We start from the raw sequence: 18,258 nt of genomic DNA on the forward strand, positions 1-18,258 counted from the left end.
TGGCGTCACGAAACTGAAAAAAGGAAAAGGCGTAACGATGGGTTCTGTGTCCTATGAGGTCGAAAACCGGGTAGCGGTAGTGACGGTGGAAAATCCGCCGGTCAACGCCCTGTCCCAGGATGTCCGGAGCGGTCTGTCCGAAACCTTCGCCCGGTTCGAGGCGGACAACGACGCCGACATCGCGGTGATCCTTGGCGCTGGACGCATGTTCATCGGTGGCGCAGACATATCCGAGTTCGGCAAACCGCCGCAAAGCCCAAGCTTGCCCAACGTGATCACCCACATTGAGGCATGCACCAAGCCGGTCGTCGCGGCGATGCACGAAATGGCCCTGGGCGGCGGGCTGGAGGTCGCGCTTGGCGCGCATTACCGCATGGCCCTGCCAGGAACGCGGCTTGGTCTGCCCGAAGTCAAGCTTGGCATCATGCCGGGCGCGGGCGGCACCCAAAGACTGCCGCGTCTGGTCGGCGTCGACAAGGCGCTTGAGATGATCACCAGGGGAACGCCCGTGACGGCGGATGCGGCCTTCGGATTCGGCCTTGTCGACCACCTTGGCGAAGGTTCGGACATCCGCGCTGCCGCGCTTGCCTATGCACGCAGCTTGCTGGCCGACAACGCCCCCGCCCGTCCGACCAAGGATCTGCCGGCGGCGAAGGCCGATGACGCAATTGTTGTCTGGCGCGCCAAACTCAAGAAATCGGTCCGCGGAGAAGTCGCGCCATTGACCGCAGTGGACGCGGTCGAAGCATCAACGACAAACACCTTCTTCGACGGTCTGGCCGAAGAGCGCCGGTTGTTCCTGCACCTGATGGACACGCCTCAGCGTGCCGGGCTGATCCACGCTTTCTTTGCCGAACGGGCTATCGCCAAGTTGCCGGAGATCGACGGCATCGCGGCCCGCGCGGTAAAAAAAATCGGCGTCGTTGGCGGCGGTACCATGGGCGCGGGTATCGCCACCTCGGCGGTGCTGAGCGGCCTGGCGGTAACGCTTGTGGAGCGCGATTCCGCGGCTGCCGACAAGGCTCGCAAGGCGATCGCCGGCAATCTGGACGCCGCGGTGACGCGCGGCAAGCTCAGCGCCCAGAGACGTGACGCGATCCTCCAGGACGCTTTGAAGACCGTCACGGATTACGATGCTTTGTCCGGTGCCGATCTGGTGATCGAAGCCGTGTTCGAAAGCATGGAAGTGAAAAAGGACGTGTTCGCGCAGCTGGACGCAACCCTTGCTAAGGGTGCGATTCTGGCAACGAACACCTCCTACCTCGACGTCAATGAAATTGCGGGCTCCACGTCGCGGCCCGAGGACGTGATCGGCCTGCATTTCTTTTCTCCGGCGCATATCATGAAACTGCTGGAGGTCGTCGTTGCCGACAAGACCGCCCCAGACGTGGTCGCCACCGCCTTTGCCCTTGCCAAGAAGCTTGGGAAGACTGCGGTGCGCGCTGGCGTCTGCGATGGGTTCATTGGCAACCGCATTCTGTCCCGCTACCGCACCGCCGCCGATCACATGGTGCTGGACGGGGCAAGCCCCTACCAGATCGACAAGGCAATGACGGATTTCGGCTTTGCGATGGGGCCGTATCAGGTCTCGGACCTGGCCGGGCTGGACATCGGTTATGCCACCCGCCAGCGCAAGGCCGCGGATGCGCATCCGCGCGACCGCAACCCGTCCTTTGCCGACGCGCTTTACCACAAGGGATGGCTGGGGCAGAAGACCGGCCGCGGCTACTACATCTACGATCAGGGCGACCGAAAGGGCCACCCCGACGCCGAGGTCGAACGTATCGTCGACCAAGCGCGCGCGGATGCGGGCATCACCCCCCGACCGTTCACCGACGACGAGATCGTGCGCCGCTACATGGCGGCGATGGTCAATGAAGGCGCGTGCGTTGTGGATGAAGGCATCGCGCAGCGCCCGCTGGATGTGGATGTGGTGTTTCTCTACGGCTACGGCTTCCCGCGCTGGCGCGGCGGGCCGATGAAATACGCCGACATGACGGGGCTGGACGCCATTCTCGCCGACATTCGCAGTTATGCCGAGGAGGACGATCATTTCTGGTCGCCATCTCCTCTGCTGGAAAAGCTGGTGGCTGAGGGCCGCGCATTCGACAGCCTGAACCAGCGCTGAAAGGAACCCGACACATGACCGACGCCGTTATCGTTTCCATCGCCCGCACGCCGATCGGCAAGGCCGGGCGCGGCAGTTTCAACATCACCCACGGCGCGACCATGGGCGGCCACGCCGCAGCCGAAGCCGTCCGGCGCGCAGGGATCGACCCTGGACTGATCGAGGACAGCATCTGGGGCTGCGGCTATCCGGAATACGTCACCGGCGGCAACATCGCACGCCAGATCGTGATCCGCGCCGGTCTGCCGGTCGGCATCGCCGGCACCACCGTCAACCGCTTCTGCGCCAGCGGCTTGCAAGCGGTCGCCATGGGCGCGCATCTGATCGAACGGGAAGGCGCCAAGGCGGTGCTGGTCGGGGGCGTCGAAAGCATATCAATGGTGCAGCCTCCGGTACGCCATTCCCGCGAGGCCTGGATCGAGAAAAACAAGCCTGAACTTTATCTGTCGATGATCGAGACTGCGGACATCGTTGCAAGACGGTACGGCATCAGCCGCGAGGCGCAGGACGAACTTGGCCTGCAAAGCCAGCAGCGCACCGCCGCGGCGCAAGACGCGGGTCGCTTCGATCACGAGATTGCCCCTATCACCGTCACGATGGCGCAAAAGAACAAGGAAACAGGTGAGGTTTCAGAGGTCGAGACGACAATCGCGAAGGATGAATGCAACCGCCCCTCGACCACGCTGGAGGCGTTGCAGAAGCTCGAGCCGGTTCGCGGCCCGGATCAGTTCATCACCGCCGGCAATGCCTCGCAGCTCAGCGACGGCGCAGCGGCGCTGGTGATGATGGATGCGAAGGAGGCCGAGCGGCAGGGCCTAACGCCGCTTGGCGCCTTCCGGGGGTTTGCCGTTGCCGGGTGCGAACCCGACGAGATGGGAATCGGTCCGGTCTTCGCTGTTCCGCGCCTGCTGGAACGGCAGGGTCTGAAGGTCGACGACATAGACCTGTGGGAACTGAATGAGGCCTTTGCGAGCCAGGCGATCTATTGCCGGGACAGGCTCGGCATCGACAACGACATCTGCAACGTGGACGGCGGCTCGATCGCCGTTGGCCACCCGTTTGGAATGACCGGAGCGCGAATGACCGGTCACCTGATGGTCGAGGGCCACCGGCGCGGCGCGAAACTCGGCGTCGTGACGATGTGCATCGGCGGCGGTCAGGGCGCTGCCGGCTTGTTTGAAATCTACTGAAGAGGACCGCCCGATGGACCTGAACTACACCGACGAAGAAAAGGCGTTCCGCGACGAAGTGCGACGCTTCCTGGCTGAAAAGCTGCCGGCCCGGCTTGCGGACAAGGTCAAGCAGGGCAAGACCCTGACCAAGCAGGATCACGAGGAATGGCATGCTATTCTCAATGAGAAAGGCTGGCTTGCCGGTAATTGGCCCAAGAAATTCGGCGGTGCCGGCTGGGATGCGGTCCGGCGCCACATTTTCGAAGACGAGATGACCAGGGCCGCCGCCCCGCGCATCGTGCCCTTCGGTCTGGCCATGCTCGGGCCGGTCTTGCAGAAATTCGGCTCCAAGGAGCAGCAGGAGTACTATCTGCCGCGCATTCTGAATGGCGATGACTGGTGGTGTCAGGGCTATTCGGAGCCCGGCGCAGGGTCGGATCTTGCTTCGGTGCGAACGACGGCGGTGCGCGACGGCGACCATTATGTGGTCAACGGGCAAAAGACTTGGACGACCCTCGGCCAGCACGCCAACATGATCTTCTGTCTTGTCCGCACCTCGAAAGAGGGCAAACCGCAAGAGGGCATCTCGTTCCTCCTGGTGGACATGAACAGCCCCGGCGTCAAGGTCCGCCCGATCATCCTGATCGATGGCGAACCCGAGGTGAACGAGGTTTTCTTTGACGATGTCAGAGTGCCCGTCGAAAACCTGGTGGGCGAGGAAAACAAGGGCTGGACCTACGCCAAATATCTGCTGACCCATGAACGCACCAATATCGCCGGCGTGGGCTTTGCCAATGCCGGTCTGGAAAACCTGAAACGAATTGCCCGCGCCGAAAGGTCAAACGGCCGCCCCCTGATCGAAAACCCGTATTTCGCGGCTCGTATCGCGCGTGTGGAAATCGACCTGATGGCCATGTCGATCACCAACCTGCGCGTCATTTCTCAGGCCGCGGCAGGTCAGGCACCCGGCGCGGAAAGCTCGATGCTGAAAATCAAGGGCACCACCATCCGCCAGGAAATCAACGCGCTGACCCGCACGGCCGTGGGCCCGTACGCGATGCCATTTGTCTCGGAGGCGCTGGAGGAGGGCAGCAACCTGGGCCCCATCGGTCCGGGTTACGCCGCAAGCGCCACGGCGCAATACCTCAACAACCGGAAACTGTCGATCTACGGCGGATCGAACGAGGTCCAGCGCACGATCATCAGCAAGGCCATTCTGGAACTGTAAGGACAGACCATGAATTTTGAACTGACAGAAGAACGCCAGATGCTTCAGGACGGCCTGCGCCGCTTTCTGAGGGAAACCTACACGCCCTCGTTGCGGGCCGAATTGGCCGAGGCCGATTTCGGTTTTTCGCGGGATGTCTGGAACGGATTGGCCGAAATGGGCGTCATCGGCGCGCTGTTCTCCGAGGACGACGGCGGCTTTGCCGGCGGCGGCTTCGACATTTCGCTGGTGTTTGAAGAGCTTGGCCGCGTCGGCGCGGTCGACCCCCTGCTTGACACGGCGATACTGGGCGGCGGCCTGATCGCGGCGTTGGGCAATGAAGACCAGAAACAGCTGATGGAGGCTGTCATCGCCGGTTCGACCCAGCTCGCCTTTGCCCATGCCGAGCCTTCCAGCCGCTATGACATGTCGCTTGTGGAAACCACCGCGACCCGCGACGGCGACGGCTATGTCCTGAACGGCCGCAAGGCCGTCGTTGTCAATGCCCCTGCCGCCGATCACGTCCTGATCAGCGCCCGCACCGCTGGCGCGGATGCGGACCGGAACGGCATCAGCCTGTTCCTGGTTCCCGCCGGTATCGACGGCATGACCCTGCGCAGCTATCCCCTGGTGTCGGGCGGTCAGGCCGCCGAGATCCTGCTCGAGGATGTCAGGCTTGGTGCCGGTGCCCGTTTGGGGCCCGAAGGCGGTGCCTATGACGCAATCGCCGAGTTCAATGCCCGCGCCACGCTGGCGATTTGCGCCGAAGCATTGGGCCTGATGGAAAGCATCCGGGAATTGACCACGGACTATCTGAAAACCCGCAAGCAGTTCGGCAAATCCATCGGTAAATTCCAGGCGCTGCAACACCGCATGGCCGATGTTCTGATCGAAATCGAACAGGCGCGGTCGGCGGTTATCAACCTCGCCGGACATCTCGACAGCGCCGCAGAAACCCGTGATACGCATGTCAGCGCCACCAAGAATCTGATCGGCAACGCGGCCAAGCTGGTGGCCGAGGAAAGCATCCAGATGCATGGCGGGATCGGCATGACCGAAGAATACGAACTCGGCCATCTGGCAAAGCGCCTGATCATGGTGGACCATCGTTTTGGCGACGCGATCTATCACCTTGAACGTTTCGTTGCGCTGGCCGTGGCCTGAGCCATGAACGAAGAGGGATTGATCAGAGACGAAACCGGCGCGCAGCGTCTGATCGGCTACGTCCTGGACGTCGGCCAGCAGGACAAGTGCGCCCGGTGTCATCTGACGTTGACCGATCAGCACCTCAACCGCCACGGTGTGCTGCACGGTGGCATAGCGACAGCCATGCTCGACAATGCGCTTGGGGCGACTGCCAGCCTGACGGTGGACCCCGAAGGGCGTGCGCCGTTTCTGACGATCTCGCTCAGTACGCAATTCGTTGCCCCGGCCCGGAAGGGGGCGGAATTGACGGCAACCGGCCACGTGGTCGGCGGCGGCCGCGCGCTGTTGTTCCTGGACGGCACGGTACGGGATGCCGACGGCACCCTCATCGCCACGGCAACCGGCGTTTTCAAACGGGTGCCAAAGGACCGGCTTGAGACAACGGAACAGAAGGACGCCTGATGCAACCGCTTGCCCATTTCCAGGACCTCGGCGATCGCCTCGTCGTCGTCAACGAGAACACCGCCAAGCGCAACGCGTTGTCGCCGGACCTTTACCGGGTTCTGCACGACGCGATGGACCTCGCCGCCCGCGAAGACCGCATCACTTCGGTCATCCTGCGCGGCGCGGGCGGCTTTTTCTGTGCCGGCGGAGACCTCGGCCTGCTCGCCACCCGCCGCGACTTGCCCCGAGAAGAACGATTGGCAAAAATCGAAGACCTGCATGATGTGATCCGCGCCGTGATGGACTGCCCCAAACCCGTGATTGCCGCAGTCGAAGGCGGCGCCGCGGGGGCCGGCGTCTCGCTCGCCTTTGCCTGCGATCTGATCGTCGCGGATCGGAATGCTAAATTCACCGTCGCCTATGTCAAGGCCGGGCTTGTTCCCGATGGCGGATTGACCAGCACGTTGTCGGCCCATCTGCCGCGCGCCGCACTCATGCAGATGGCGCTGTTGGGCGACCCCGTCACGGCCGAACGCCTGCACGCCCTCGGCGCGATCTCGCAGGTGGAGGAAGAAGGAAACGTTTTTGCAGCCGCGCTCGCGCTTGCCGACAGGCTCAGCAAAGGCCCCTCGACCACCCACGGCAGGATCAAGGCACTGGTCAATGCCGCCCGCGCCGCTTCTCCACGCGATCAGATGAACGCCGAGCGCGATGCCATGGCTGACGCCGTCGCAGCGCCCGAGGCCGCAGAAGGTATCGCTGCCTTCCTGGAGAAACGTACACCCGAATATGCGCAACTGAGGCGGAATACATGACCGATCCGGTTTTCGATACCGCCGTCACACGCGCCTTTGGTTGCCGCTTGCCGATCGTCGCTGGTGGTCTGATGTGGTTGTCCGATGCGTCTTACGTCGCCGCCGGCGCCCGGGCCGGTATCATGTCCTTCATCACTGCCGCAAGCTTTCCCGATCCCGCCGCCCTGCGCGCGGAAATCGCGAAATGCCGCGGCTTGAGCGGCGACCGCCCCTTTGGGGTGAACGTCTCGATGCTTCCGAAACTGGTCGAAGGCGAAAACATTGCCGACATCTTCCGCCTGATCGCGGACGAGGGCATCCGCTTCGTCGAAACCTCCGGCCGCAACCCCGAAGCCTTCATGCCGATCCTGAAGCAGGCTGGCATCACCGTCCTGCACAAGGTGCCCAGCGTGCGCTACGCCGTGAAGGCGCAGGCGGTTGGCGTCGATATGGTCTCGATCGTCGGCGCAGAATGCGGCGGCCATCCCGGGCTGGATCTCATCGGTAGCATGGTCAATCAGGCGCTGGCCGAGCGGGACCTCGATATCCCGTTCCTGATCGGTGGCGGCATTGGAACGGGAAGCCAAATCATTGCCGCGCTCGCCTGTGGCGCGTCCGGCGTCGTCATCGGCACCCGCTTTCTTGTGGCCGAGGAAGTCACCGCCCACGACGGGTACAAACAGGCATTGGTCGTAGCCAGTGAACGCGACACGACGCTGACGATGAGCAGCGTGCGCAACACCGTCCGAACGCTCTGCAATGAAACGACCGAGATCGTGAAACAGCTTGAGGCTGACGATCCGAATATCGGAATTGCGGCGCTTATGCCCCATGTCTCTGGCGCGATTGGCCGGAAGGCATATGAAACCGGCGACGTGTCGCGCGGGATGCTTTCGGCCGGACAATCGCTGGGCCTGACGGATCGCATCGCGCCACTGGCCGACATCGTGGCGCAGCTGGAACAGGAAGCGCGGACGGCGCTGTCGCGTCTGCGCCCGCACCAAACTGCAACACAGCATGCCGAGGCCATAACCTCATGAATGATCAAATCACACGCATTCACCACCTGGTCGCCGACAAGGCCCGCCGGATGCCCGACGCCGTAGCTGTCATAGATTGTGACGGGCGCGAGGTGACCTATGCCGAACACCGTGAAGCCATTGCTGAGGCTGCTGCGATCCTCCACGGCCAAGGCGTTCAATCCGGTGACCGAGTTACGATCGTCTCCGAGAATTGCCATGCAACAGCGGTCCTCATCTTCGCCGCCAGTACAGTGGGTGCCTATGCCGTTCCGGTCAACGCACGCATGACCCCGGCGGAAATCAGTCGCGTGCTGGATCACGCAACACCTCGTGTCACGATCTTCACCACCGCCGTGTCCACCGAGGCTGCTGCTCACGCAGAAACCGCCCGGTCCGAAACCCAAAATACGTCCTTCGGCACCATCGCGCTGGCCGTGACCGCACCAAGCAACCCGGAGCCGGTGGAAAACGGCCCAGATGAAACCGCTGTGATCCTCTATACTACCGGCACAACCGGTGTACCCAAGGGTGTGATGCTGACTCATGCCAACCTGCTGTTCGCCGGGCGCATTTCCGCCGAACTCCGCGGCATGGCGCCCGGCGACCGCGTCTATGGCGTGCTGCCGCTGACCCACGTGTTCGGCCTTGCTTCGATGCTGATGGCGGCGAGCCATGCCGGTGCCACCGTACAGCTTGAGACCCGCTTCCGCCCCGACCGCGTCTACGAGGCGCTGAGGAACGGCGTAACAGTGTTCCCCGGCGTACCGCAGATGCACGCGCTGCTGATGCAATATACCCGCGATCAGGGGTTCACGCGCCTTGAAAACAGCAAGCTGCGTTATGTCTCGTCGGGCGCCGCCCCTCTGGACCCCGCATGGAAGCGAAAGGCCGAAGCGTTCTATGGCCTTGCCTTGCAGAACGGGTACGGCATGACGGAAAGCACCGCCGGCATCTGCGGTACGCGCAATCCGATCGGAACGCCGGATACCAGCGTCGGTCCGCCTCTCCCAGGTATCGAGATCCGGCTCGACACATCGGTCGGCGCCGAGAACGACACCGAGACCGGCGAGATCCTGACCCGTGGCCCGCACGTGATGAAAGGCTATTTCAAGAACCCCGCAGAAACCGCCAAAACCATTGATCGAGACGGTTGGCTACGCACCGGCGATCTCGGCAAGATCGACGAGGCAGGCAACCTGCACGTGGTCGGCCGCAGCAAGGAGTTGATCATCCGCGGCGGCTTTAACGTTTACCCGCCCGAGGTCGAGGCGGCCCTGAACGACCATCCTCAGGTCATCCAGTCGGCCGTGATCGGCCGCGCTGTTGAAGGGGGGAACGAGGAAATCCTTGCCTTCGTCCAATGCTCCGATCCAGCGTCACTGGACCCCGAAACGCTCAGGGTTTTCGTCTCCGACCGATTGACCAGTTACAAGCGCCCGTCACGCATCATCCTGACCACCGAATTGCCCGCCGCCGCGACTGGCAAGATATTGAAGCACAAGCTGTTGTCCACCTTTGCAGAGCAGTTGGTAAAATCTCCGCCAAAGGAGTGATGCAGCGGGCATCCGTTCACCGACTTTGCAAACGCGGCTAATGGCAGCAATGATGAGCCACGGTGCAGCAGGATTTTGACGTTGTGAGTGGCAGGAAATGGGCCGCGACCGAAAGGCGAATGTCGCGTTGCCCTTAAATCTGAGACACGAGGGAGTGGACAAAACATGGGGGTCGTCGTCGGTGGTCTGGCCTGTGCTAAGGTAAGCTCTTTGCGAGGGGGGCTGCCATGGACGTTCGGATTACGATCGAAACGATTTTCGACAACGGGGAGAAGCGTACCCATCAGCTTGATAGCATATCTCGACCCTACCGGGTTACCTGCCCAGACGGGATCGGGCTGCGCCTTGAGGATGGGAAGAGGATCGTCGAACAGATCCAGAGGGTAATCCTTTACGATCAGGTCGAGGAGATCACTCGAGAGAGCCGCATATGCCCGGATTGCGCCTCGGTTCGTGCCATTCATGACTATCGCACGCGCGTTCTTGACACGCTCTTTGGTCGGGTTCGGGTCAAAGCCGCGCGCTTGCGCCGCTGTTCTTGTGATGTGAGGTCAGCGGCGATGCCCGGCGGGCCTATTTCTCCGCTGGCCTATTTCTTTCCAGACCGAGCTACCCCGGAACTGCAGCGGCTCCATGCGGAGCTTGGGTCCCGGCATTCCTTTCGCGAAGCCGCACGGCTGATGAAGAGCTTCTTGCCCTGCCACCCGCCCCATCACACCACGGTGCGTGACCGGTTGGGTAGAGTCGCCACGGGGCTCGAGAAAAGTCGAAGGGCATCAGTCGATCCCGTTGAAGCACCGCCCAAAGGTGGTTTGACGGTTTTTCTGGACGGTGCGCATATCCGCTGTCGACCGGAGTATCAGCAGCGACACCTGGATCTTGTGGTCGGTAAGATTGAAAGCCGCAATATGTGCCGACGATTTGGCTTGGTCGCCAATGCGACGGCATCGCCAGGCAGCCGAATGCGAGACGAGCTGTCAGACTTCGGATGGAAGCCAGGCCGTCTGTTGACGGTGATCTCGGACGGCGAGCCAGCTTTGCCAAATCTGATCCGAAATGCCACCAACGGCGACGCCCCGGTGAAGCATATTCTCGACTGGTGGCACATCTCCATGCGTGTGCAGCATGTCGAGGCAGCCGTTCAGGGGCTCGTCCAGACACAAAGTTTTGCCGGCAATCCAGTGCTGTTCCAGCGCCCTGCGAAAAGCCTCCGCTGGTGGCTTTGGCACGGCAGAGCACGTGTCGCGGAAACTTATCTGAAGGGGCTCATGCACGATTGCGCCCGCCTTGCGGAAGAACCTCTGGCTGTCCGCACCGCTGCCGCTCGCGTGCAGGTCCGCTGCGAGACACCGTACACCTATCTCGCGAACAACATGGAATCCCTTGTCGACTATGGCCGACGGTACCGTAAAGGGCTGCCCATCTCGTCTTCTCGTGCCGAAGGATCAGTCGATGACATTGCCAATTCCCGCATGGGAAAGCGCAGAAGGATGAGGTGGTCACCAAAAGGGGCTCACCGAGTTGCCATCACACGGGCCGCCGTCCTCGACGGTCGCCTGACGGTTGCAAACAGCAAACGCGCCACATGACCCCCATGTTCCGTCCACTCCCCGTCGTGTCTCAGTTTTAAGGGCAACGCGACAGCAATTTTTTGAGGTGCCCAAAGAAAAGTCAAACTCTGCGAAGGCACCAATGAATGGTGCTCACTGCAACTCCTTCCCGATCTGGCAGAGATTGCAATCTGACCGCGTCACCGGTCAGCGACAACAAGTTTCGTCCGCCAGGCATCACATGACGTGGCCAGGTCCGCGGGCAAGGGCCGATCGGTAAAAAACGTGTCAATATCAGCGAGTGAGGCAATCCGGGCCGGGGCGCTGCGTGAAAGTTTCGACTGGTCGGCGACCAAATATGTCTTGCGGGACTGGCGCAGGATGGCCTGGCTGACGCTGACCTCCTGAATGTCGAAATCCAAAAGGTCGCCTTCGCGATCCAGCGCGGAACAGCCAATCACGGCCAGATCGAATTTGAACTGGCGGATTGTTTCCGCGGCCAGATTGCCAACCAGCCCGCCATCGGCGCGGCGCAATTGTCCGCCGGTTACGATGATTTCGCAATCGCGGTTCCCGGCAAGGATATTGGCCACGTTCATGTTGTTGGTGACAACCATGAGGTTTTCATGATGCATCAGCTCTTGCGCGACGGCCTCGGTTGACGTGCCGATATTGAGAAACAGCGAAATGCCGTTCGGGATCTCCGCTGCACATGCGCGGGCCATGGCGCGCTTTTCGTCGGACTTGAGCGAGCGGCGCTCTTCATAACCGATATTGGTTGTGCCCGACGGCAGGACCGCGCCGCCATGCACCCGTTCCAGACGCCCCGCATCGGCAAGATCCGTCAGATCCCGGCGAATGGTCTGAAGCGTCACGTCAAAATGCCGGGCAAGCCCCTCGACCGTAACCTTGCCTTCGCGGCGCACGATCTCAAGAATTTCGGGATGGCGGAATGTTTGCGACATGATCGGCCTTGTCTCCCAATATCGTTTACGGCCGGATCTGTGCGGCGTTGGGGCAAGAGCTTCGCGAAAAACGAATAGAAAGGCAACAAAAATTCCCCAGGTTGGCTCTGTTCTGTCTGATCTCGCGCAAATTGACGTAGGGTAAGCCGTTGATATTCCCCAGTAAGCTCAGAATCGAACATAAACGAAAATTTTTATGTTGCGATCTTCCTGCGATTTCGTCACAAATGTGGCACAACGCGCTTGGAGGAGAATCGCGTGGCACACCCGACCGACACGGAAATCACGGACCTGTTCATCATTGGCGGCGGCATCAATGGCTGCGGCATCGCCCGGGACGCGGCGGGGCGTGGGCTATCGGTGACATTGGCGGAAATGAACGACCTTGCCTCGGCGACATCGTCGGCATCGACCAAGCTGTTTCATGGCGGGTTGCGGTACCTGGAATATTTCGAATTCCGGCTGGTACGCGAGGCGCTGATCGAGCGGGAAACGCTTTTGAAGGCGATGCCACATATCAGCTGGCCGATGCGTTTTGTGCTTCCTTATCATAAAGATATGCGGTTTGAGTCGGATACGCCGACTTCCAAACTTCTCAGCCTCTTCATGCCGTGGATGAAAGGGCGCAGGCCCGCTTGGCTCATCCGGTTGGGGCTGTTTATGTATGACCACCTGGGCGGGCGCAAGATCCTGCCGGGGACGTCGACCGTGGAGCTGAGCGGCTCGAAAGAGGGCGCGCCGCTGCAGGATCGTTTTGCCAAGGCCTATGAATATTCTGACTGCTGGGTTGAGGATTCGCGCCTTGTGGTGCTCAATGCCCGCGACGCCGAAGCACGCGGCGCGCATGTCTTGACCCGTACACAGGTTGTCAGTGCGACAAGCGAAAATGGGCTATGGCGCATTGAAACGCGCAATACCGAAAACAACCATCTGCGGACTTTTTATGCCCGGATGCTGGTCAACGCGGGCGGACCCTGGGTCGGGGACATCATCCAGACCAAGGTGCGGCTGAATTCGCGTGAAGGTGTGCGGCTGGTCCGCGGCTCCCATATCGTGACCCGCAAGCTATACGATCACGACAAATGCTATTTCTTTCAGGGAGCGGACGGGCGGATCATCTTTTCGATCCCCTATGAGGCCGACTATACCCTGATCGGCACCACGGATGCCGAACATTCTGATCCCTCGGTCAAACCGGATTGCACGCCCGAGGAACAGGATTACCTGCTTGGCTTTGCCAACCAGTATTTCAAACAGCAGCTGACCCGCGACGATGTGGTCTGGACCTATTCCGGCGTTCGCCCGCTTTATGATGACGGCGCAAGCAGCGCCACGGCGGCAACGCGGGACTATACGCTCAAGGTCGATACCAGCGCAGGCGCGCCGGTGCTGAATATCTTTGGCGGCAAGATCACCACCTATCGCCGCCTCGCGGAAAGCGCGATGGAGAAAATCGGGGAACACCTGACACTGACCAAGGGCAAATGGACCGCTGGCGTCGCACTGCCCGGCGGGGATTTTCCGGTCGATGGGGTGGCGCGTCTGGTGGCCGATCTGCAGTCCCGTTTTCCGTTCCTGAACGATTTCTGGGCGCTGCGGCTGGTACGCGCCTATGGCACAGAGGCCCTAGGCATTCTGGGCGATGCAAAGCAAGCCACTGATCTTGGGCAGGAATTCGGCGCCACGCTGACCGAAACCGAGATCCGCTGGCTCATGACACATGAATATGCGCGCACGGCAGAGGACGTGATCTGGCGGCGCAACAAGCTGGGGCTGCGGCTGACGGCCGAGCAAACCCAGGCGCTCGATAAGTGGATGGCGCAACGTCGCCATTCCACACCCGCGGCGGCGGAATAAGGAGGAGGACCTGATGACGCTCGAATTGAGAGGCGTATCAAAGACCGTCGAGGGGCAGACACATATCTACCCGACGGATCTGACGCTGGAAAAGGGCACGATGAATGTGCTGCTTGGACCGACCCTGTCGGGCAAGACATCGCTGATGCGGCTGATGGCCGGGCTCGATGTGCCCGCCACGGGACAGGTGATCTGGAACGATCAGGATGTCACCGGCCAGCGCGTTCAGGACCGGAAGGTGGCGATGGTTTACCAGCAGTTCATCAACTACCCGTCGATGAGTGTCTATGACAACATCGCCTCGCCGATGAAGCTGATGGGCGCGAACAAGGCCGAGATCGACGCCCGCGTCCGCGAAACCGCCGAATTGATGAAGCTGACCCCGATGCTGGAGCGCAAGCCGCTGGAATTGTCGGGCGGTCAGCAACAGCGCTGCGCTTTGGCGCGCGCGCTGGTCAAGAATGCCGGGCTTGTACTGCTCGACGAGCCGCTCGCGAACCTCGATTACAAGCTGCGCGAAGAGCTGCGGGTCGAGATTCCGAAAATCTTTGAGGCCTCGGGCTCGATCTTTGTCTATGCTACGACAGAGCCGGAAGAGGCGCTGCTTCTGGGCGGCAATGTCGCCACCCTGTCCGAAGGGCGTATCACCCAGTTCGGCCCGACCCCGTCGGTCTATCGCCAGCCGGTGGATGCCACCACGGCGCGGGTCTTCTCGGATCCGCCGATGAACTTCCTGCCGATCTCCAAGACTGGCGACCGCATCATGTTCGGCGATGGTCAGAGCACCGCGGCAACCGGCAAGCTCGCCGAATTGGCCGATGGCCGCTACACCGCCGGGTTCCGCCCGAACCATCTTGAGATCAGCCAGCATTCGGCAAACGCGATGCAATTCGCCACGAAACTGTCGGTGACCGAGCTGACCGGGTCGGAAACCTTTGTTCACCTGGACCATTTCGGCGAACGCTGGGTCGGGTTGATCCATGGGGTTCATGAGCTGGAACTGGGTGCGCGGCTCGATGTCTGGCTGGACCCCCGCCATGTCTACATTTTTGGCGAAGACGGCAAGCTGGTGGCCCCCGCCGCCTATGCGCTTGCGGCCTGAGGGAGGACACCATGGCCAAGATCACACTTGATAACCTCGCGCATTCCTACCTGCCCAACCCGGGCAGCGAAGATGACTTTGCACTGAAGGAACTGAACCATGACTGGACCGACGGCGAAGCCTATGCGCTGCTCGGCTCGTCGGGCTGTGGCAAGTCCACGCTGCTCAACATCATTTCAGGGCTTCTGCACCCGTCGCAGGGCCGCATCCTGTTCGACGGGCAGGACGTGACACACGCCCCCACCGCCGAGCGCAACATCGCCCAGGTGTTCCAGTTCCCGGTGGTCTACGACACGATGACGGTGCACGACAACCTAGCCTTCCCGCTGCGCAATCGCGGCCACGACGAGGCCTATGTCGCGGCACGTGTGCAGGAAATCGCACGCATGATCGGCATGGAAGAGACACTGCGGAACAAGGCGCGCGGATTGACCGCCGATGCCAAGCAAAAGATTTCGCTGGGCCGTGGCATGGTGCGCAAGGACGTGAACGCGCTCTTGTTTGACGAGCCGCTAACCGTGATTGACCCGCATATGAAATGGGAGCTGCGGACTCAGTTGAAACAGCTGCACCACGATTTCGGTCACACCATGATCTATGTGACCCATGACCAGACCGAGGCGTTGACCTTCGCCGACAAGGTTGTCGTCATGTATGACGGTCGCGTGGTACAGATCGGCACGCCCGAAGAGCTGTTCGAGCGGCCCGAACATACTTTCGTGGGCTATTTCATCGGCTCGCCCGGCATGAACGTGATCCCGGCAAAGATCGACGGCAACAAGGCTTATGTGAACGGCTCCTATGTCGAGCTGGCCCAAGGCTATAAACCGCTCGACGGCAAGGTCGAGATCGGCGTACGCCCGGAATTCGCCAAGCTGAGCCAGACCGAGGGCCTGCCGGTCAAGGTGCGACGTGTTGAGGATGTGGGCCGCCACAAGCTGGTCCGGGCCGAATTCTTCGGCACTGACATCAACATCATCGCGGGCGAAGACGACCATATCAGCGCCGATATGAACCGCGTCACCTTTGATGCTACCCGCGTCAATGTCTACGCCAATGACTGGCGCGTCAGCGGGGAGGTCGCGTGATGGATGGCCGTCCGATCCTGACATCGCAACAGATCATGGAACGCCAGATCCAAATGGTTGACCGTTTCCTCGATCAGGCATCCGCACAAATCGCGCGCCCCGTGGCGCAATCTTCCGGGGAGGGGGCGAAGTAATGGAAAAGACAGTCAATCAAAAGGCATGGTTTCTCGTCCTGCCTGTGCTGCTTCTGGTGGCCTTTTCGGCGGTGATCCCGCTGATGACCGTGGTCAACTACTCCGTGCAGGACACGTTCGGGAATAACCAGTTCTTCTGGGCCGGGCTCGAATGGTTCGAAGAAATGCTGCGCTCGGAACGCATGTGGGACGCGCTTGGCCGCCAGCTCATGTTCTCGGGCATCATTCTGGCCATCGAAATCCCGCTGGGCATCTTCGTGGCGCTGAACATGCCGAAATCCGGCTTTTGGTCGTCCTTCTGCCTTGTGCTGATGTCGCTGCCGCTGCTCATTCCATGGAACGTGGTTGGCACGATCTGGCAGATCTTTGGCCGTGTTGACATTGGTCTGCTGGGCTACACGCTTGATGCGCTCGGCATCAACTACAACTATACGCAGGACATCGTTGCGGCCTGGATCACCATCATCGTGATGGATGTGTGGCACTGGACCTCGCTTGTTGCGCTTCTGGCCTTTGCCGGTCTGAAGTCGATCCCCGACGCCTATTATCAGGCGGCCAAGATCGACCAGGCGTCGCGCTGGAAAGTGTTCCGCTTCATCGAACTGCCCAAGATGGCGGGCGTCTTGATGATCGCGATCCTGTTGCGCTTCATGGACAGCTTCATGATCTATACCGAGCCGTTCGTCGTCACCGGCGGTGGCCCCGGCAACGCCACCACGCTTCTGTCGATCGATCTCGTCAAAATGGCGCTGGGACAGTTCGACCTTGGACCGGCGGCGGCTTTCTCGATCATGTATTTCCTCGTGATCCTTCTCATCTCCTGGGTGTTCTACACCGTGATGACCAACCTTGATAAGCGGGAGGGCTGACCCATGGCCGATATGACCGTAAACCAAACCGCGTCCCGCAGGCGTGCGCTGCCCAAGATCAACAGCCGTCTCGTGGTGATGACCCTCTATCTCCTGTTCCTTCTGCTGCCGATCTACTGGCTGCTGAACATGAGCCTGAAGACCAACACCGAGATCCTGAACGAGTTCACGCTGTTCCCGCGCAATCTCACATTCGCCAACTACGCCACGATCCTCACCGATCCGGCCTGGTATATGGGCTATGTGAACTCGATCATCTACGTGACGGTGAACACGGTGATTTCCCTCGCGGTGGCGCTGCCGGCGGCTTATGCCTTCTCGCGCTATCACTTCATGGGCGACAAGCACCTGTTCTTCTGGCTCTTGACCAACCGGATGGCCCCGCCCGCGGTCTTTGCGCTACCCTTCTTCCAGCTCTACAGCTCGGTGGGTTTGTTCGACACGCATATCGCCGTGGCGCTGGCGCATACCCTGTTCAACGTACCGCTCGCGGTCTGGATTTTGGAAGGCTTCATGCGCGGCGTTCCAAAGGAGATCGACGAAACCGCCTACATCGACGGCTACAGCTTTGGCAGCTTCTTCGTGAAGATCTTCACGCCGCTGATCGCCAGCGGAATCGGGGTTGCCGCGTTCTTCTGCTTCATGTTCTCATGGGTGGAGCTGCTGCTGAGCCGCACGCTCACCACGGTGGACGCAAAACCCATCGCCGCGATCATGACCCGGACCCAAGGGGCATCGGGCATCGACTGGGGCGTGCTGGCGGCCGCCGGTATCCTGACCATCGTGCCCGGCGCGCTCGTGATCTACTTCGTCCGCAACTACATCGCCAAGGGCTTTGCCCTGGGTCGTGTGTAAGTCTGAAGCAAGGGAGGACTTTCAATGGACTGGATGGCATGGACCTGGCCGACCGCGATTTTCTTCATGGTCATCGCCTCATTGCTGATCACCTTCACGGTGCTCGCGATCAAATTCCCGGAAACGCCCCGCACGGGCATTCTGCGGATCGAAACAACGAGGGGCGACCGGCTCTTCATCACCCTTCTGGGCTCGGCCTTTATCAATCTGGCCTGGCTCGGGATCGTTGGGGCGCAACAACCTTACGCCCTCATCGTCTGCCTGATCTACGCCGCCGCGGTGTTCCGCTGGGTGTAGGCACAGGCCCCCGTGGCCGGGACAGGAGGAGACCCGGCCACGTCTCGAACTTCCTCATTCATCGGTTCAAAATGG

At 61.1% G+C, this 18,258-nt stretch carries 16 protein-coding genes; 15 read left to right on the forward strand and 1 reads right to left on the reverse strand.

The genetic code is table 11. From position 1 onward, the window contains the following. The first annotated feature begins 37 nt into the window (after positions 1 to 37). From ACP15U_RS19875 to ACP15U_RS19915, 9 genes are all read left to right on the forward strand, one after another. The gene (locus ACP15U_RS19875; protein WP_425046762.1) at positions 38 to 2,128 is read left to right on the forward strand and encodes a 3-hydroxyacyl-CoA dehydrogenase NAD-binding domain-containing protein; all 2,091 of its coding nucleotides are present in this window, start codon (positions 38 to 40) and stop codon (positions 2,126 to 2,128) included. A 14-nt stretch (positions 2,129 to 2,142) separates the two neighbouring features. Continuing rightward, on the forward strand, positions 2,143 to 3,318 hold the full coding sequence (locus ACP15U_RS19880; RefSeq protein ID WP_425046763.1) for an acetyl-CoA C-acyltransferase: 1,176 nt from the start codon (positions 2,143 to 2,145) through the stop codon (positions 3,316 to 3,318). Positions 3,319 to 3,331: 13 nt separating this feature from the next. After that, the gene (locus ACP15U_RS19885; RefSeq protein ID WP_425046764.1) at positions 3,332 to 4,528 is read left to right on the forward strand and encodes an acyl-CoA dehydrogenase family protein; all 1,197 of its coding nucleotides are present in this window, start codon (positions 3,332 to 3,334) and stop codon (positions 4,526 to 4,528) included. A 9-nt stretch (positions 4,529 to 4,537) separates the two neighbouring features. Then, the gene (locus tag ACP15U_RS19890) at positions 4,538 to 5,671 is read left to right on the forward strand and encodes an acyl-CoA dehydrogenase family protein (protein WP_425046765.1); all 1,134 of its coding nucleotides are present in this window, start codon (positions 4,538 to 4,540) and stop codon (positions 5,669 to 5,671) included. A 3-nt stretch (positions 5,672 to 5,674) separates the two neighbouring features. Next, positions 5,675 to 6,115: a PaaI family thioesterase gene (locus ACP15U_RS19895; RefSeq protein ID WP_425046766.1), complete on the forward strand. Its 441-nt coding sequence runs from the start codon at positions 5,675 to 5,677 to the stop codon at positions 6,113 to 6,115. Beyond that, on the forward strand, positions 6,115 to 6,912 hold the full coding sequence (locus tag ACP15U_RS19900; RefSeq protein ID WP_425046767.1) for an oxepin-CoA hydrolase, alternative type: 798 nt from the start codon (positions 6,115 to 6,117) through the stop codon (positions 6,910 to 6,912). The genes ACP15U_RS19895 and ACP15U_RS19900 overlap by 1 nt, the downstream gene beginning before the upstream one ends. Next, entirely contained in the window at positions 6,909 to 7,931 is a 1,023-nt protein-coding gene (locus tag ACP15U_RS19905) for an NAD(P)H-dependent flavin oxidoreductase (protein WP_425046768.1), read from the forward strand. The genes ACP15U_RS19900 and ACP15U_RS19905 overlap by 4 nt, the downstream gene beginning before the upstream one ends. Beyond that, positions 7,928 to 9,466, forward strand: coding sequence for a class I adenylate-forming enzyme family protein (locus tag ACP15U_RS19910; protein WP_425046769.1), 1,539 nt, complete (start codon positions 7,928 to 7,930; stop codon positions 9,464 to 9,466). The genes ACP15U_RS19905 and ACP15U_RS19910 overlap by 4 nt, the downstream gene beginning before the upstream one ends. Positions 9,467 to 9,693: 227 nt before the next feature. Next, positions 9,694 to 11,055, forward strand: a complete 1,362-nt coding sequence (locus ACP15U_RS19915) for an ISKra4 family transposase (protein ID WP_425046770.1) — start codon at positions 9,694 to 9,696, stop codon at positions 11,053 to 11,055. 161 nt (positions 11,056 to 11,216) lie between these two features. On the opposite strand, the gene ACP15U_RS19920 is transcribed toward ACP15U_RS19915, so the two are convergent. Further along, the gene (locus ACP15U_RS19920; protein WP_298571270.1) at positions 11,217 to 11,981 is read right to left on the reverse strand and encodes a DeoR/GlpR family DNA-binding transcription regulator; all 765 of its coding nucleotides are present in this window, start codon (positions 11,979 to 11,981) and stop codon (positions 11,217 to 11,219) included. A 258-nt stretch (positions 11,982 to 12,239) separates the two neighbouring features. Here ACP15U_RS19920 and glpD point away from each other — a divergent pair, with 258 nt between their 5' ends. The 6 genes from glpD (at position 12,240) to ACP15U_RS19950 (ending at position 18,183) form a co-directional block, all read left to right on the forward strand. Continuing rightward, positions 12,240 to 13,838 (forward strand): glycerol-3-phosphate dehydrogenase, encoded by a 1,599-nt coding sequence (gene glpD / locus ACP15U_RS19925; protein ID WP_425046771.1) that lies wholly within the window; start codon positions 12,240 to 12,242, stop codon positions 13,836 to 13,838. A 13-nt stretch (positions 13,839 to 13,851) separates the two neighbouring features. Next, positions 13,852 to 14,940 carry an ABC transporter ATP-binding protein gene (locus ACP15U_RS19930; RefSeq protein ID WP_425046772.1) on the forward strand — a complete coding sequence of 363 codons (1,089 nt, stop codon included), beginning with the start codon at positions 13,852 to 13,854 and terminating at the stop codon, positions 14,938 to 14,940. A gap of 11 nt (positions 14,941 to 14,951) precedes the next feature. Continuing rightward, entirely contained in the window at positions 14,952 to 16,028 is a 1,077-nt protein-coding gene (locus ACP15U_RS19935) for an ABC transporter ATP-binding protein (protein ID WP_298571264.1), read from the forward strand. A gap of 133 nt (positions 16,029 to 16,161) precedes the next feature. Further along, positions 16,162 to 17,031 (forward strand): carbohydrate ABC transporter permease, encoded by an 870-nt coding sequence (locus ACP15U_RS19940; protein WP_425046773.1) that lies wholly within the window; start codon positions 16,162 to 16,164, stop codon positions 17,029 to 17,031. A gap of 12 nt (positions 17,032 to 17,043) precedes the next feature. Further along, positions 17,044 to 17,886, forward strand: a complete 843-nt coding sequence (locus ACP15U_RS19945; RefSeq protein ID WP_425046846.1) for a carbohydrate ABC transporter permease — start codon at positions 17,044 to 17,046, stop codon at positions 17,884 to 17,886. A 24-nt stretch (positions 17,887 to 17,910) separates the two neighbouring features. Beyond that, the gene (locus ACP15U_RS19950) at positions 17,911 to 18,183 is read left to right on the forward strand and encodes a DUF2160 domain-containing protein (protein ID WP_425046774.1); all 273 of its coding nucleotides are present in this window, start codon (positions 17,911 to 17,913) and stop codon (positions 18,181 to 18,183) included. The last annotated feature ends 75 nt before the right edge of the window (positions 18,184 to 18,258 follow it).

The organism is Primorskyibacter sp. S87, assembly GCF_049801055.1.
Taxonomy (GTDB): domain Bacteria; phylum Pseudomonadota; class Alphaproteobacteria; order Rhodobacterales; family Rhodobacteraceae; genus JBNAGF01.